General features: G+C 71.7%; 14 protein-coding genes and 2 tRNA genes. 9 read left to right on the forward strand and 7 right to left on the reverse strand.

All coding sequences use genetic code 11. The features are described from left to right. Positions 1-36 precede the first annotated feature (36 nt). The 6 genes from ACFQPD_RS05970 to wecB all read left to right on the forward strand — a co-directional run bounded on the left by ACFQPD_RS05970 (position 37) and on the right by wecB (position 6,652). The gene (locus tag ACFQPD_RS05970; protein WP_353080924.1) at positions 37-633 is read left to right on the forward strand and encodes an acyltransferase; all 597 of its coding nucleotides are present in this window, start codon (positions 37-39) and stop codon (positions 631-633) included. After that, positions 630-1,718, forward strand: a complete 1,089-nt coding sequence (locus ACFQPD_RS05975; protein WP_385899422.1) for a DegT/DnrJ/EryC1/StrS family aminotransferase — start codon at positions 630-632, stop codon at positions 1,716-1,718. Before ACFQPD_RS05970 ends, ACFQPD_RS05975 begins: the two co-directional genes overlap by 4 nt. A gap of 1 nt (position 1,719) precedes the next feature. Then, on the forward strand, positions 1,720-2,715 hold the full coding sequence (locus tag ACFQPD_RS05980; RefSeq protein WP_385899443.1) for a Gfo/Idh/MocA family protein: 996 nt from the start codon (positions 1,720-1,722) through the stop codon (positions 2,713-2,715). A gap of 64 nt (positions 2,716-2,779) precedes the next feature. Beyond that, positions 2,780-4,072, forward strand: coding sequence for a nucleotide sugar dehydrogenase (locus ACFQPD_RS05985; RefSeq protein ID WP_385899424.1), 1,293 nt, complete (start codon positions 2,780-2,782; stop codon positions 4,070-4,072). A 3-nt stretch (positions 4,073-4,075) separates the two neighbouring features. Continuing rightward, positions 4,076-5,545 (forward strand): glycosyltransferase, encoded by a 1,470-nt coding sequence (locus ACFQPD_RS05990; RefSeq protein ID WP_385899425.1) that lies wholly within the window; start codon positions 4,076-4,078, stop codon positions 5,543-5,545. A gap of 45 nt (positions 5,546-5,590) precedes the next feature. Continuing rightward, on the forward strand, positions 5,591-6,652 hold the full coding sequence (gene wecB / locus ACFQPD_RS05995; protein WP_385899426.1) for a non-hydrolyzing UDP-N-acetylglucosamine 2-epimerase: 1,062 nt from the start codon (positions 5,591-5,593) through the stop codon (positions 6,650-6,652). Positions 6,653-6,672: 20 nt separating this feature from the next. On the opposite strand, the gene ACFQPD_RS06000 is transcribed toward wecB, so the two are convergent. Genes ACFQPD_RS06000 through ACFQPD_RS06015 form a run of 4 tightly spaced genes read right to left on the reverse strand, consistent with a single transcriptional unit; the run spans position 6,673 to position 11,205 of the window. Continuing rightward, positions 6,673-7,638, reverse strand: a complete 966-nt coding sequence (locus ACFQPD_RS06000; protein ID WP_385899428.1) for an NAD(P)H-quinone oxidoreductase — start codon at positions 7,636-7,638, stop codon at positions 6,673-6,675. 23 nt (positions 7,639-7,661) lie between these two features. Next, entirely contained in the window at positions 7,662-8,399 is a 738-nt protein-coding gene (locus tag ACFQPD_RS06005) for a hypothetical protein (RefSeq protein ID WP_385899430.1), read from the reverse strand. Next, positions 8,399-10,363, reverse strand: a complete 1,965-nt coding sequence (locus tag ACFQPD_RS06010) for a M15 family metallopeptidase (protein WP_385899431.1) — start codon at positions 10,361-10,363, stop codon at positions 8,399-8,401. Before ACFQPD_RS06010 ends, ACFQPD_RS06005 begins: the two co-directional genes overlap by 1 nt. A 20-nt stretch (positions 10,364-10,383) precedes the next feature. After that, positions 10,384-11,205: a pseudouridine synthase gene (locus ACFQPD_RS06015; RefSeq protein ID WP_353080940.1), complete on the reverse strand. Its 822-nt coding sequence runs from the start codon at positions 11,203-11,205 to the stop codon at positions 10,384-10,386. A gap of 182 nt (positions 11,206-11,387) precedes the next feature. Between ACFQPD_RS06015 and ACFQPD_RS06020 the strand changes: the two genes are divergently transcribed. Further along, positions 11,388-11,475 (forward strand) — tRNA-Ser (locus ACFQPD_RS06020). A 34-nt stretch (positions 11,476-11,509) separates the two neighbouring features. After that, complete coding sequence (locus ACFQPD_RS06025; protein ID WP_385899433.1) at positions 11,510-11,947, forward strand: hypothetical protein; 438 nt, start codon at positions 11,510-11,512, stop codon at positions 11,945-11,947. 1 nt (position 11,948) lies between these two features. Here ACFQPD_RS06025 and ACFQPD_RS06030 read toward each other — a convergent pair whose 3' ends face one another. After that, complete coding sequence (locus tag ACFQPD_RS06030; protein WP_385899435.1) at positions 11,949-13,568, reverse strand: LCP family protein; 1,620 nt, start codon at positions 13,566-13,568, stop codon at positions 11,949-11,951. A gap of 109 nt (positions 13,569-13,677) precedes the next feature. Here ACFQPD_RS06030 and ACFQPD_RS06035 point away from each other — a divergent pair. Next, positions 13,678-13,768, forward strand: a tRNA-Ser gene (locus ACFQPD_RS06035). A 54-nt stretch (positions 13,769-13,822) separates the two neighbouring features. On the opposite strand, the gene ACFQPD_RS06040 is transcribed toward ACFQPD_RS06035, so the two are convergent. Next, positions 13,823-14,305: a methylated-DNA--[protein]-cysteine S-methyltransferase gene (locus ACFQPD_RS06040; RefSeq protein ID WP_385899436.1), complete on the reverse strand. Its 483-nt coding sequence runs from the start codon at positions 14,303-14,305 to the stop codon at positions 13,823-13,825. Then, positions 14,302-15,786, reverse strand: coding sequence for an AlkA N-terminal domain-containing protein (locus ACFQPD_RS06045; protein WP_385899438.1), 1,485 nt, complete (start codon positions 15,784-15,786; stop codon positions 14,302-14,304). The genes ACFQPD_RS06040 and ACFQPD_RS06045 overlap by 4 nt, the downstream gene beginning before the upstream one ends. Between the last annotated feature and the right edge of the window lie 320 nt (positions 15,787-16,106).

The following is a 16,106-nucleotide window of genomic DNA, read 5'->3' on the forward strand; positions in this document are numbered from 1 at the left end:
GTTGTATGCTCATCCCCGACGACAGAAGGGAGCGACATGGTTCGCATCCAGCCCAGCGCCGACGTGTCTCCGGACGCGGTGATCGGAGAGGGGTCCTCGATCTGGCACCTCGCCCAGGTGCGTGAGCAGGCGGTTCTCGGAGTCAACTGCATCGTCGGTCGCGGCGCGTACGTCGGGACAGGCGTGCAGATGGGCGACAACTGCAAGCTGCAGAACTACGCGCTCGTCTACGAGCCGGCGGTGCTGGAGGACGGCGTCTTCGTCGGTCCCGCTGTCGTGTTCACCAACGACCACTTCCCGCGGTCCATCGACCCGGACGGGAAGCTCAAGCGCGGCGACGACTGGGAGCCCGTGGGCGTGACCTGCCGGACCGGCTCGTCGATCGGCGCGCGGGCCGTGTGTGTGGCACCGGTGACGATCGGGCGCTGGGCCATGGTGGCCGCGGGCGCCGTCGTGACCAAGGATGTCCCGGACTTCGCGCTGGTGGCAGGAGTGCCGGCCAAGCGGATCCGGTGGGTGGGGCGCGCTGGTGTCCCGCTCGAGCGCGGTGACGCCGAGGGCCTGTGGGTGTGTCCGCAGACCGGTGAGCAGTATCAGGAGCAGGACGACATCCTTGTGGAGGTTTCGAAGTGAGTGAGTTCATTCCCCCGGCCAAGCCGATCATCGGTGACGAGGAGCGGGCTGCGGTTGATCGGGTGTTGCGGTCGGGCATGATCGCTCAGGGTCCGGAGGTGAAGGCGTTCGAGGAGGAGTTCTCGGCGCATTTCGGTCTGGGTCGGGCGTGTGTGGCGGTGAACTCGGGCACGTCGGGTCTGCATCTCGGCCTGTTGTCGTGCGGGATCGGTGCAGGGGACGAGGTGATCGTCCCGTCGTTCACGTTCGCGGCCACGGCGAACTCGGTGGCGTTGACGGGCGCGACGCCGGTGTTCGCGGATATCGCGCTGGACGATTTCACGTTGGATCCGGCGTCGGTGGAGGCGGCGATCACGGAGCGCACGAAGGCGATCATGCCGGTGCACCTGTACGGGCATCCGGCGAAGATGGTCGAGTTGCGTGAGATCGCGGACCGGCATGGTCTGAAGCTGTTCGAGGATGCGGCGCAGGCGCATGGGGCGAAGCTGAACGGGACGCCTGTGGGCGCGTTCGGTGAGTTCGCGATGTTCTCGCTGTATCCGACGAAGAACATGACCTCGGGTGAGGGCGGCATGGTGTCGGCGGCCGACGAGACGATCGAGCGGAACCTGCGGCTGTACCGCAATCAGGGGATGTTGCAGCAGTATCACAACGAGGTCGTCGGGTTGAACAACCGGATGACCGACATCCATGCGGCGATCGGGCGGGTGCAGTTGACGAAGGTCGACGGCTGGACGCGGACGCGGCAGGAGAATGCGGCGTTCCTGTCGGCGAACCTGGAGGGTGTGGTGACGCCGCCGGTGTCCGAGGGCGCGGTGCACGTGTATCACCAGTACACGGTGCGGGTGGCTGAGGACCGTGACGGGTTCGCCGCGGCGTTGAAGGAGCAGTACAACGTCGGCTCGGGGATGTTCTATCCCGTGCCGAACCATCGTCTCAAGCCGTTCCAGGTTGATGTGCACCTGGCCAACACGGAGCAGGCGGCGTTGGAGTGCCTGTCGCTGCCGGTGCATCCGTCGCTGTCGCAGGGTGACCTGGAGCGGATCGTCGAGGCGGTCAACGCGCTGGCGAAGGCCGGTGCCTGACGTGGCGGGTCTGCGGGCGGGTCTGATCGGCCTGGGGATGATGGGGCGGCACCACGCGCGCAATCTGCGCTCGATCGACGGTGTCGATCTGGTGGCCGTGGCGGACCCGGCGGGTGACCCGCACGGCGTCGCTGGCGCGTTGCCGGTGCTGGGGTCGGTCGAGGAGTTGATCGCGCAGGGCGTGGACTACGTGGTGGTGGCCACGCCGACGGCGTATCACGAGCAGATCGGTCTGGCGTTGGCGGAGGCCGGCGTGCATGCGCTGATCGAGAAGCCGCTGGCGAAGGACACCGGGGCCGCGCGCCGGCTGGCGGAGGCGTTCGCCGCCAAGGGCCTGGTCGGCGCGACCGGGCACATCGAGCGGTACAACCCGGCGCTGCAGAACCTGCGCAAGCGGTTGGAGAACGGGGACCTCGGCGACCTGTACCAGGTGCAGACACGGCGCCAGGGCCCGTTCCCGTCCCGGATCGCGGATGTGGGCGTCGTCAAGGACCTGGCGTCGCACGACGTGGACCTGACCGCGTGGGTGACGCAGCGGGAGTACGAGCTGGTCGGGGCACGGACGGTCAGCAAGGCCGGCCGGGAGTACGAGGACATGGTGTCGGCCACCTGTCAGCTCAGCGGCGGCCTGATGAGCAACCACCTGGTCAACTGGCTGTCGCCGACCAAGGAGCGGTTGACGGTGGTGACGGGCGAGAAGGGGATGTTCGTCGCCGACACGCTGACCGCGGATCTGACGTTCTACGCCAACGGGCTGGTCGCGACCACGTGGGACGACATCGCGCAGTTCCGGGGCGTGTCGGAGGGCGATGTGACGCGGTTCGCGATCGCGAAGCCCGAGCCGCTGCGCACCGAGCACGAGAATTTCCGCGACGCGGTGCTGGGCAAGGACGCGGACATCGTCACGATGGAGCAGGGCGCCCGGGTGGTCGAGGTGTGCGAGGCCATGATCGAGTCCGCTGCCACCAACCGGTTCATCGAGGTGGGTGCCGCCTGAGGGCGGTGCCGCCAGCCGAGTCGACCCGGGCATCGCGCGGGGCCATGCGAAGGAGAGCTTTTCAGTGAAGATCACGGTCGTTGCGTTGGGCAAGATCGGGCTGCCGTTGGCGGTCCAGTTCGCCGATGCCGGGCATGAGGTGATCGGCGCCGACGTCAACCAGGCGGTGGTCGATCTGGTCAACGCCGGCACGGAGCCGTTCCCGGGCGAGGCACACCTGCAGGACAAGCTCACCGAGCTGGTGCCGGCGGGCCGGCTGCGCGCGACCACGGACACGACCGCGGCCGTCGCGGAGTCCGACGCCGTCGTGGTCGTGGTGCCCCTGTTCGTCGACGGCGAGGGCACCCCGGACTTCGGCTGGATGGACGACGCCACCCGCGCCATCGCCGCCGGGCTGAAGCCGGGCACGCTGGTCAGCTACGAGACGACCCTGCCGGTGGGCACCACCCGCACCCGCTGGAAGCCGATGCTCGAAGAGGGCTCCGGCCTGGTCGAGGGCCGCGACTTCCACCTCGTGTTCTCCCCGGAGCGGGTGCTGACCGGCCGCGTGTTCGCGGACCTACGCAAGTACCCCAAGCTCATCGGCGGGCTCTCGCCCGAAGGTGCCGCCCGCGCCACGGCGTTCTACGAGGCGGTGCTGACCTTCGACGAGCGTCCGGATCTGACCCGCCCCAACGGCGTGTGGGACCTCGGTTCGGCGGAGGCCGCCGAGATGGCCAAGCTCGCCGAGACGACGTACCGCGACGTCAACATCGGCCTGGCGAACCAGTTCGCCCGCTTCGCCGCGTCGAACGGCATCGACGTCTACCAGGTGATCGAGGCGTCGAACTCGCAGCCGTACAGCCACATCCACCGCCCGGGCATCGCGGTGGGCGGGCACTGCATCCCGATCTACCCGCGGCTCTACCTGTGGACCGATCCCGAGGCCAGCGTCGTGTCCACCGCCCGGGCCGCGAACGCGGCAATGCCGGCGCACGCCGTCGACCTGCTGGAAGGCCTCGCCGGTGACCTGGCCGGCAAGCGCGTGGCAGTCCTCGGCGCGGCCTACCGCGGCGGCGTGAAGGAGACTGCGTTCTCCGGCGTGTTCCCCGTCGTCAACGAGCTGCGCGCCCGCGGTGCCGAGGTCGCGGTCCACGACCCGATGTTCACCGACGAGGAGCTCGGCCGCTACGGCTTCGCCCCCTACCACTACGGGCAGGAGGCGGACCTGGCGATCCTGCAGACCGACCACGCCGAGTACCGCGACCTCGCCGCCGGCGCCCTGCCCGGCGTCACCGCGATCGTCGACGGCCGTCGTGTCCTCGACCCCGCGAACTTCCCCGACGTCCGCATCACCGTCATCGGCAAGGGAGCCTGACCTGTGACGGGTCCGCGCGTCGTCCTGTTCCGGCACGCCCCGATCGACATCGACTCGCGGGTCAAGAAGTTCGCCACGACCCTGCGGCGCGGCGGCTACGACCCGGTCGTCATCTCGCTCGAGGCGGCCGACGGCCGCTCCGGCGAGTACGTCCTGGGCGACGGAATCCGGGTCATCCGGGTCCCGCTCCAGCGCCGCCCCGCCCAGCAGGGCCCGGCCGGGAACCTCGAGGCGCGCCGCGCCGCCCATCGCCGCCGGACCGTGCTCCGCTCCCGCATCCGCGGGCTGACCACCGGCTCGGCGAAGGCCGCCGCCAGATGGCTGGTCGAGACCGGCCGCGTCGCCGCCCTCAAGGGACGCTCCGTCGCGTCGGACCTCGCCTACCGCGTGGACGTCGAGCGCCGTCGGCGCGCCGGCCTCAAGGACCCCTTCGTCATCGACGGCGTCGAGCGCAACCTGCCGGTCGTCTATGACATCGAGCACACGCTCACCGACCTGCTGGTCGACCTGCAGCCCGACGTGTTGCACGCCCACCACCCGCAGGTTCTCCTCGCCGCGCGGGAGGCGCTGACCAGGCTCCGCGCGCAGGGGCGGGACCCGAAGTTCTACTACGACGCGCGGGAGAACTTCGCGGGGATCCCGCCGCTCGAGCAGGGTCTGGTGGCCGCGCACGAGGCCCTCATCGCCTGCGAACGCGCGATGATCGGGCACGCCGATGCCACGTCGACGGTGTCCGAGCCCATCGCCGACGTCCTCCGCGACGTCTACCAGCTGCGGACCCGCCCGTCAGTCTTCCTGAACATGCCGCCGCTGACCACGCCGGAGGGCCCCACGACGGTGCGCGAGGCCGCAGGGCTGGGGCCGGACGTGCCGGTGGTGGTGTACTCCGGCACCATGAGCTGGGCACGCGGCATCGAGACGATCATCGAGGGCATCGCGCATCTCCCGGCAGAGGCGCACCTGGTCGTCGTCTCCGTCCCGCTGCCGCACCCGATGATCCCCAAGCTCGAGGCTTTCGCGGCGGAGCACGGGGTGGCGGACCGCCTGCACTTCGTCGGCCCCGTGGGTCAGAACGAACTGCTGCACTACCTCTCGGGGGCGGACGTCGCCGTGCACCCGCTGCCCGGCGGGTCGCCCAACCACGACGCGGCCATGCCCAACAAGTTGTTCGAGTACCTGCACGCGGGTCTGCCGCTCGTCGTGTCCGACGCGAAGCTCATGGCGGAGTTCGTCACCGGCAACGGGGTCGGCGAGGTGTTCGTCTCCAACGACGCACGCTCCTTCGGGGAGGCCGCGGCGCGAGTGCTCACTGACCCGTCGCGCTACGCGGTGCGCGAGGTGGCCGAGCGGTACTCCTGGCAGGGCCAGGAGGCGGCGATCCTCGAGCTGTACGGCGCCATGACGGGGTTCACGGGCGCGACGCCCCACGGCGAATTCGGGTCGCTCGAGGTGCGCGAGGCCGCCGCCGGCTGAGCGCGCGCGACCGGCCCCCGGCACGCATGTGCCAGACTGGGGCGCGTGAAGATCATGAGTGTCGTCGGCGCCCGGCCCCAGTTCGTCAAGCTCGGCCCCATCGTGCGTGCCTGCGCCGACCAGCCGTCCGTCGACCACGTGATCGTGCACACCGGACAGCACTATGACCCGCTGCTGTCGGATGTGTTCTTCCGCGACCTCGGCATCCCCGCCCCCGACGCGCACCTCGGCGTCGGCTCCGGCACGCACGGGCGGCAGACGGGCGCGATGCTGGCCCAGATGGACGAGGTGCTCGAGCGGTTCCAGCCGGACTGGGTCCTCGCCTACGGCGACACCAACTCGACGGCGGCCGCGGCGCTGGCGGCCGTGAAGATGCACATCAAGCTCGCGCACCTGGAGGCTGGGCTGCGGTCGTTCAACCGGCGCATGCCCGAAGAACACAACCGCATCGTCACCGACCACCTGGCGGACCTGCTGCTGGCACCGACGGAGGTGGCCGTCGAGCACCTCGCCGCCGAGGGGCTGCGCGACCGCACCGTCCTCGTCGGCGATGTCATGACCGACGTCTGCCTGGCCACCCGCGACGCCGTCGCCGAGCAGCCGGTGCAGGTGCCCGAGGGTGTCGACGCCCGGCAGCCGTTCGCGCTCGCCACGATCCACCGCGCGGACAACACCGACGACCCAGAACGCCTCGCCGCCATCCTCACGGCCCTCCAGGACGCGCCGGTCCCGGTCGTGCTGCTGGCGCACCCGCGGCTGAGGGCCATGGCGGAGCGGCACGGCCTCAACCTCGGCGCCGGCAGCCTCGTCGCCTCGGAGCCGCTGGCCTACCCACAGATGGTCCGGGCGGTCATGGCGGCGGCCGGCGTCGTCACCGATTCCGGCGGACTGCAGAAGGAGGCCTTCCTCCTCGACACTCCGGTGACGACCATCCGCACGGAGACCGAGTGGGTCGAGACGCTGACCGACGGCTGGAACATCCTCGACCCCGACCTGTCGCGGCTGCGCGACGTCATCGTCAGGCCCAAGCCGACGGGGGTCCGCGGCGAACCGTACGGCGACGGGCACGCGGCCGAGCGGGCCATCCAGGCGCTGCTGGACCACTGACGTTCGGGGCGTCGCCCCGGTCAGTGCACCAGCACAATCTTGCCGACGTTGTCGCCGCCCACGAGCTGCGTGTGCGCCCGCCGCACATCGCTGAACGGCATCCGGGTCTCGGGGGAGAGGCGGATCCGCCCGTCCTCAAGCATCGGCCACACCTCGGACTCGACGGCGGCGCAGATCTCGGCCTTCTCCGCGGCCGGCCGGAACCGCAGGGAGGTGGCGGCCACGGTTCCCTGCTTGGCGAGGAGGAGGCCGAGGTTGAGCGTGCCCTTGGCCCCGCCCTGGAGGCCGATGACGACGATCCGGCCGCCCCGCCGCAGGGCCGCGACGTTCGACTCGAGGTACTTGGCGCCGATGATGTCGAGGATGACGTCGGCGCCGCCGGTCGCCTCCTTGAGGGCGCCCACCCAGTCGTCGTGGTAGTCGAACGCGTGGTCGGCGCCGTGGGCGAGGCAGTGGTCCAATTTCGCGGCCGAGCCGGCCGTCGCGACGACGGTGGCGCCGACAGCCTTGGCGTACTGCGTCGCGAAGGTCCCGATGCCGCCCGCGCCGCCGTGGACGAGGAAAACCTCCCCCGGCGCTAGCCGGGCGACCCGCAGGTTCGACAGCACCGTCGCGGCCACCTCGAGGACCCCGGCCGCCGACACCAGGTCGACACCGGGAGGGGGAGCGATCAGCTGGCCCTCCGGCGCGACGAAGTACTCGGCGTATCCGCCACCCGCGAGCAGGGCGACGACCTCGTCGCCCTCCCGCCACCGCTCGACGCCCGCGCCCACGCCCGCGACGACGCCGGAGGCTTCCAGGCCGATGACGTCCGTGACACCGGGCGGCGGGGGGTAGTGGCCCTGCCGCTGGAGGACGTCCGCCCTGTTGACGCCCGAGCCGACGGTCCGCACGAGCACCTCACCCGGCCCGGGGGTGGGCGTCGGCATCTCGCCGAGCGTGAGGGCGTCGACGTCGCCGGGGCTGGTCACGATCACTGCGCGCATGCCCTCAGCCTGCCATAGCCGGGTCAGCCGAGGACGCCCGCGAGGTCCGTGTCAGGGTCGTCGACGATGAGCAGCGAGACGCTCGCGCCGCGGACGCCGACGGTCTCGGACCAGACGGTGTCGAGGTTCCGGCGGCCCACCCACGTGTCCGCGGTCAGCGCAAGCCGCTGTGTGACCGTTCCCAGGCAGGCCTCCGCCTGCCGCACCCACTCGGCGAAGTACGCCTGCGCCTCGGCGGCGTCGGCGAACTCGAGGACCAGGCCGACACCGGCGGCCCCGTCGGCGTTGGTGAGCGTGCCCTCCAAGGCGGCGGCGGGCTGTGGGTAGGCGCGCAGATCGGTGCAGCCCAGAGAGATCGCGGCGAAGGCCGAGTGGGCGGGGGACGTCGCGTGGACCCACGTCCCGTTGCCGAGGAAGCCGTCGTCGGGGGACCCTGGGCGGGCCGTGGGGGACCAGCCGTCGGGGACGGCGATGTCGCTCTCCGTGAGACCGCCGGCGGTGGAGGGGGCGGGGGCGGTCGGGACCGGGGGCGCGTCGGGTGGTGCGGCGGGCGACTCCGACGCCGGACCGGCCGAGGGCGCCGGCGATGGGCTGAGGGTGGCGGCCGGTGGCGACGTGGCGGGGGCAGTGGTGCGGGTGGCCGTGGCGGAGGCGGGCCCAGACGGGGCGTCGTCAGCGGGGACGGCGCAGCCCGGTGCGGTCAGTCCGGTCAGCAGCAGGCCTGCGACGACGCGGCGGCGTCCGCCCACGCGGGCCGACATCAGCGCTTCTCGAAGTGATGCCAGTCCCAGCCGGAGAACCAGCGCCACCCATGGGACTTGAAGGCCACGACCGGGATCGACGTCTCCGTCAGCTGGCCGGGCACCACGGGCGTCCGCGACACGTGCTCGGTGCTCGGCCACCACTTCCCGGAGGGATCGCGGTACGGGTTCTGCCACGGATTGACGTCCACGGCGTAGCCGTAGGAGTGCGGCGACAGCGCGTAGGGGTTCCCGACGACGCGCCGGCAGTTGAACGCCGACGTGTTGTTCGCGGCCATCATGCGGGGATCGTTCCCGCCGAAGGCGTTGGGGTTGGTCATCTGATACACCGGGAACCCGCCCTCGAAGGCGCGCCGGAACGCGTCGACCGCCTCGGCCACGCGTTCGCTGCGCACGATCAGTTCGCCCCGGTACACGTGGCCGTCCATCGACTGCTGGTTGATCCGGATCGTGCGCAGGCGCCACGGGGCGACGGGGCAGCCCGAGCGGTAGGTGGTGGACACCTCGCCGGCCGTCGTCTGCGTGACGACGGGGTTCGCGAGGCGTGCGCGGGTCACGGTGGTCGCGGACGCGCTGGGGATCGTGGCCCCCCAGGGCAGCGTCACGCAGATCCGTACATCCTGCGTGCCGAGCCAGCCGCCGCGGTGGCTGTAGGGGACCGAGTAGCTGCCGTCCGTGGCGGGGCGGGCATAGGCGACGACCTGCCACCCGGAGCCTGCGCGGACCTGTGCCGTCACCATGGCACCGGGGATCGCGGGCGTCGTCCGGCCGGTGATCGGGCTCACGGCGACCGGGTCCAGCCGGGTGGGGATGGACTGGGTCGTGGTGGCGCGGCCGATGTCGATGGCCCGGGTCGCCACGGCGTCGAGGGACGTGACGACCACTGTCGCCCGCCCGGCGAAGCCGCCTGTCAGTTGGCCGCGGAACGCGCCGTCGGTCCCGGTGACGACGTCGACACTGGACCTGCGCGCCCCGTCGGCGTCCTGCAGCACGACCGTGACGGCGGTTCCAGCCGGTGCGCCGTCGACGGTCCCGGTCACCATGATGGGCCCGAGCCGGTCGTAGAGGGCGCCCGCCACGTGCGTATGGTGGACCGACGTGATGGTCGGCGTCACGCTGATCGCCGCGGCCGCCAGTGCGGGAGCCGGCGTGGGCGTCGGGGAGCCGACGCTGTCGGCCTCGGCGGAGGGCGAGGTGCTGCCGACGACTCGGGAGGTTGACGGCTCGCCCGAGGAGGAAGCCTCCGTTGTCGGGGGGAGGGTTTCGGGCGTCGGAGAGAGGGACTCGGGTGTGGGAGAGGGAGCCTCGGGTGTCGGGGAGGCAGAGAGGTCCGATGCCGATGGCTCCGGTTCGGCGGTCTGCTCGGTCGGCGTCGGCGTGGGGGTTGGAGAGGGGTCGGCGTCAGGGCCCGCCCCAGCGGTGGGCGGTGGCGAGATCGGGGCGGCGGCGCAGAACTGGTCGGTGACGGGTTCGGGCGCGAAGTTCACGATGTTGTTGAACACCCACGCCGGCACCCGCACATAGGAGCCGGCGACCAACTGGTACGTCGTGCTCCAGATCAGGGAGCGGCAGGCGCCCACTCCGGTCCACGCCGAGTCGCACTCCGTCTTCCAGCGGCGCCCGTTGACGGTGTGCTCGCCGGGGGTGGCCAGGATGTTGCCGATCCACTGCACGCGCGAGCTCGGCTTGTACGTGAGATTGTTGAACGTCCAGCCGTACCGCATGACGTAGCGGCCGCCGGTGTACACCACCTGATGGGCCTCGATCTCGGTGCGGCAGCGTTCGACGGAGGGGGAGTAGGCCTCGCACGCGGTGCGCCACGTCCGGCCGTTGAGCTCATGGGTGCCGGGGGTCGTGTACACGTCCAGCGCGGCCGCCTGCGGGGCGGGCGGCATCGCGGTGAGGCCCAGCACCATGGCGGCGAGCACCGCCCCCCTGATCAACCAACCCGCTGCACGCTTCATCTCCACCCCCGGGCTTCACCCTAACCCGAGGGCCAGTCCAACTGGCGGGAGCTGACGAAACAGCGGGGCGCCGCGTCCACCGGGTCCGGGAACTCCAGCCGGTGGGCCAGCAGACGCAGCGGGGTCGTGAAGTCGTCGATGTCGACGGGGAGGACGCTGGGGTAGAGCGGGTCGCCGAGCAGCGGAATCCCCAGTTCGTTGAAGTGAGCCCGGATCTGGTGCGTGCGGCCCGTCGTCGGCCGGATCTCGTACAGGCCCCAGGCCCCGCGCACCTCCAGCAGGGCGATGTCCGTGACGGCGTTGGGCGGCAGGTCCAGGGTCTCCGCCTGCAGGGTGCCGACCCGCTTGACGAGGTGTGACTCCACCCGGCGTGGGAAGCTCAACCCCGGGTCGACCGGCGCGATGGCCCGGTAGGTCTTGACGGCCGACCGGTCGCTGAACACGCCGTGGTACGCGGCCCGCCACCGTTTCGCGGTGGTCATCAGCAGCACGCCCGCCGTGCCGCGATCGAGCCGATGGGCGGCGGAGAGCTCGGGGTTGTCGAGCTGCCGGCGCGCCCTGACCACCGCGGACTGCAGGACGTGGCGGCCGCGCGGGATGGTGGAGAGGAAGTGGGGCTTGTCGAACACGGCGATCCGGTCGTCCAGGTGGAGCAGGGTCAGCTCACCGGGCACCTCGGCCTCCTCGCGGAGCTCGCGGTGGAACCAGACGAAGGTGTGCGGGCGGTAGCCCTCGGCGCCCGTGAGGGGCCGCCCCGCCTCGTCGACGAACACCCCCCGGGCCAGCATGTCGTCGACGTCCTCCGGGGACGGGGCCAGCTTGTCGACCAGCCAGTCGCGCATCGACGCCCACGGCGCGGGGGCGGAGGGATCCCGGTCGGGGGTGCGCACCCAGGCTGCCTGAAGCCCGTGGCGCGGCGGCAGCGGCGACCTCGGCGGCATGTCGGTCCTCTCTCCGGCCCGGCGTCGGCCGGGGCCCGCCACGATACCGACGACGGCGCGACGCGCTAGCATGGTCGCGCACTGGCGAGGTCGCATAGTGGACTAGTGCAGCCGCCTTGAAAGCGGCCGAGGGGCAACTCTCCGTGGGTTCGAATCCCACCCTCGCCGCCACACTCCTTGCCGCGGGCGTGGGTACGCTGTCGGCATGGCCGAGTCCACGCACGTCATCAAGCCCCGCCCCCCGGTCCGCGCGTTCGTCACCGCCGCCGTCGCCGCCCTGGCGGGTGCGGTCCTGCTGGTGGTGTCGCTCACCCAGGACTGGCATGTCGCGCTGACGATCCTCGGCGGGCTGGTGCTGCTCGGCGGGGTGGTCCTCACCGTCGTGGCGTTCCTGTCGATCGACCGGCTGGCGGTCCGTCTCACGCTGGACGACGCGGGCTACCGGCTGGTGGGACCCAGCGTCGACCACGCCGGCGAATGGGTCGACGTGACGAAGGTCACGCAGTCCCAGGAGGGTTCGCACGTCACCATCTACCACGGCGCGGTCCGGCGGACGCACCTCCTGTTCCCGGGAGGGGATCGTCAGCAGATCGACGACGTGCTGACCGACATCCGCCAGCGGTTGCAGGCGGCCAACGGCTGATTCAGTCCTCCGGGTCAGCCTCCGCGTCGTCGCCGTTCCAGGCGCAGGCGTCGCCGACGTCCTGAGCGCCGTCGGTCAGCTCCCCGGCCGCCGTCGCCGACGCGGACGGGCCGGCTGACGGGGACTCGGCGCTCGTCGTGGGTTCGGTGGAGGCTGAGGAGGCCGGGACGGGGCTCGACGTGCCGGGAGCGCTGGTGGGCGAGGCCGACGGGCTGGGGTCGCCCTGGATCGCATCCTCGACGGCCGCGCGCATCGCCTCGAAGTCCGGGTTGTTGTAGGAGTAGCCGTTCTTGCCCGGCGAGTACACCAGGCGCGTGACGGGAGCGTCCTTGACGCGGAGAGCCAGCTCGACGATGACAGGCAGGTCGCGCTGCGGGATGTCGGTGACGACCATCTGGGAGGACGCGGCCGCGATCGCCTCGTAGCGGGTGAGCATGGTCGTGGGGTTGGCCTGCCGGATGATGGCCCCGACCAGGCACGACTGGCGGGCCATCCGGTCGTAGTCCGAATAGTCCAGCCTGCTGCGCGCGTACCACATGGCCTCGTAGCCCATGAGGTGCTGGTCGGGCCCGGGCTCGAGGTATCCCGAGGGCCGCTTGCCCTGGCTGTTGCCGCCGATGGCCAGCCGCTGGTTGATGTTGACCGTCACCCCGCCCATGGCGTCGATCAGCTGCTGGATGCCGTCGATGTCCAGCATCGCGAAGTAATCGACCTTCAGGCCCGTGACCCCCTCGACGCCCTGCTTGAGGGCCTCGGCGCCGCGGTAGGTGGAGTCGGCGAACAGGTCCGGATACTCCAGCTCGACGTGGGCCCAGATGCTGTTGATGAACCATTCCTCGGCCGGCTCCCCGCGGAAGCCGTCGGGGAAGAGCTCGGCCATCTCGCTGCCCTGGGGGAACGGCGTGTACTGCAGGTTGCGCGGGATCTGGATCAGGGTCGTGTCGCCCGTGGCCGTGTCGATGGAGGCGAGCATGATGGTGTCGGTCCGCACGCTGTACTGCTCGACGGCGTCGGCGCGGGAGGCGCTGCCGTCGGCCCCGAGGAGCAGGATGTTGAGGCGCGGGATGTCCTCGAACGGGTCCTCCTTGCCCTCGAGCGTGGGCCGTGAGGACGACTTCACCTCGTCGGGCCCGGAGGTGAAGACGCGGTCGACGAGGAGCATCTGATCGCGCGCGTACCTGGCGCCGATGGCGGTGGGGGCGGTCACACCGAAGGCCAGCGCCGTGACGAGCAGGGCGCCGAGGGCGCGGCGGCGGTCCGGCAGACGACGGGGCCGGGTGAGGATCTGGGTCGCGGCGATCAGCGCCACCCAGACGAGGCCGGCCACGATGAGGGCCGTGCTGACGCCGGTGAGGATCGCCGGCTTGACCGCCGCGGTGGCGAGGCTGGCCGGATCGGTCAGGGCGAGGTACCCCACGTAGGCCGCGACGACAACCGCGATCACCGCGGTGATGGCGCCGACGATGCGGGCCAGGCGCGGCCTCGCGCCGAGGAGGCCGGAGCCGGGAAGCAGCGCGGACGCGATGGTCAGGAGGAGGGAGGTGCGCAACGGGCGCGTCGGCGGCTCGTCGCGCTCCCCGTCGTCGGGTGCGGCGCGCCGGCCCCGCGGCTGGTCGGTCATGGGCTCCTCCTGCGGCCCCAGTGTAGACGTCTCCTCCGTGCTCGCCCTCGCGCGGGCGGGCGGGGATTTTGGCGAGCCGCGCGCGCCTCGGCTAGGCTGTGACGGCACTGGAGGTGTCGCCTAGTACGGTCTATGGCGCCCGCCTGCTAAGCGGGTTTGGGGCTTCAACCCCATCGCGGGTTCAAATCCCGCCACCTCCGCCGGTGAGACTCGGAACCCCTGGACGCGTCCGGGGGTTCCGCTGTCTCCGCCGCTCACAGCAGCCGACCGCCGCGCTCCATGTCGAGGAGGTACCGCTTGCGGCCCTCGCCGCCCGCGTAACCGGTCAGGGTGCCGTCGGCCCCGATGACGCGGTGGCACGGCACGACGATCGAGATCGGGTTCCGACCGACCGCGGCCCCGACTGCGCGGGATGCTCCGGGCCGGCCCACACGCAGCGCCAGTGCGCCGTAGGACGTGGTGTGGCCGTACTCGATGTCCTGCAGCGCGCCCCAGACCGCGCGTTGGAAGCCCGTGCCCTCAGGCGCCAGGGGAAGCTGGAAGTCGGTGCGGCCGCCGTCGAAGTACTCCCGCAGTTGGCGGGTGGCGTCGGGGTGGGCGTCATCGACGCGGTCCCCCCAGGCCGACTCGGCCACCGGAGGCCGGCGGTGCCCCTCCATGAGCACGGCGACGAGCGTGCCGTCCCGGGCGACGACGGTGAGTGGGCCGATCGGCGACGGCATCACGCTGTAGGTCATGGCTGCTCCTGACATCCCGGGTGGCCGGGGATCGTGTTGACGGCGTGGGGCGTGAGCGCCCACAGGTGCTGGGTGGCGTAGGAGCGCCACGGTCGCCACGCGGCGGACCGTGCCGTGAGGTCGACGCCGAGTTCCCCGGCCGCGCGGACCACTCCGAGGTCCGTGGCGGGGAAGGCGTCCGGGTCGCCCAGGCCCCGCATCGCGATCATCTCGACCGTCCACGGGCCGATGCCCCTGAGCGAGGCGAGGCCGGCGCGCGCGGCGTCCCGGTCGGCGCCCACCGAGAGGTCCAGGTCGCCGTCGGCCAAGGCCCCGGCGAGTCGGCGGATCGTGTCGCGGCGGGCCGCGGGGTAGGCGAGCGCCTCGTCCGGGGCGCCCGCGACGGCGTCGGCGGTCGGAAAGAGGTGATCCAGTCCCGGTATGCCGGTCTCGACGGGCGTGCCGACGGCCCTGACCAGCCGGGCTCCATGGGTGCGGGCCGCGGCGGTCGACACCTGCTGGCCGAGCAGAATGCGGAAGGCGATCTCGTCGCCGTCGACCCCCCGAGGCACCCGTCTGCCGGGATGTGCGTGGACGAGCGGTGCCAGGAGCGGGTCGGCGGCAAGCGCCTCGTCGACGGCCACCGGGTCGGCGTCGAGATCCAACAGCCGCCGCACCCGGGCGAGGGCCGTCGGCAGCTGGACGATGTCGCTGACCCCGATCCGGGCCTCGACCCCACGGGTCGCCGGGCGGAGGGAGACGACCCCGTGGCCGCCGGGGAGGCGCAAGGTGCGGTGGTACGTGCCGTCGCGGAAGGTCTCCACGCCGTCGATCGCGGTGCCGATGAGGTGCCCGAACACGTTGCAGGCGCAGAAGGGCTGCCGGACGGGGAGCGTCAGGTCGACGAAGGTGAGCCCGCCGTCGTGCCTCGGTCCATGGCCGCGCGAGGTGCGGCGCAGCTCGCTCGGGGTGGCGTCGTAGATCGCGCGCATGGTGGCGTTGAAGGAGCGCAGGCTGGCGAAACCGGCCGCGAAGGCAACGTCGGTGAGCGGGAGCTCCGTGGCCTCGAGCAGCGTTCTGGCGGTCTGGGCCCGCCGGGTGCGGGCGAGCGCCAGAGGGCTGGCGCCGGTGCCCTCCTGCAGCATCCGCTGCACCTGGCGCGCCGAGTAACCCAGCCGGGTCGCCAGGCCCGTGACGCCCTCGCGGTCGATCAGGCCGTCGTCGATGAGCCGCACCGCGCGGGCGACGGCGTCGCCGCGCACGTCCCACTCGGGAGAGCCCGGCGAGGCGCCCGGGAGACAGCGCTTGCAGGCGCGGAAGCCGGCGAGCTGGGCCGCGGCGGCGGTCACGAAGAAGCGGACGTTGCGGGGGTGGGGGCTGCGGGCGGGGCAACTGGGACGGCAGTAGATCCCCGTCGACGTCACCCCTGTGACGAAGTGGCCGTCGAAGCGCGCGTCCTTCGACTGGATGGCGCGCAGCCATGCCTCCCGCTCGTCATACATGACACCCAGCATGACGCATCGCCAGGGCGGGTTCTCGCAGGAATGCGACATCGCCCTCGGCGTCGGGGCAGTGACGGAGATCTTCCCGTGGGGCCGCATCTGTGCATATGCACGGATGAGTCCCCACACGAAGATCGCGGTAGTTCCCGCGCTCGGGAGCGGGGTGGATCCGCCGTTCCTGTTGCCTCATGTCAAGATGCCCGCTTGGTTTGAGTCGTTGACTCATCTGGGTTTGCCCGCTTCGGATCGCTGATTTTCCGGCGGGAGAGGTAGACGTGGTTGGTCTTCGCGCGGCGTTGGACGGCGCCCCGGCGGCGGGC

Origin of the sequence: Tessaracoccus sp. O5.2, assembly GCF_964266725.1 — a bacterium.
Classification (GTDB): Bacteria; Actinomycetota; Actinomycetes; order Propionibacteriales; family Propionibacteriaceae; genus Arachnia; species Arachnia lapidicapta.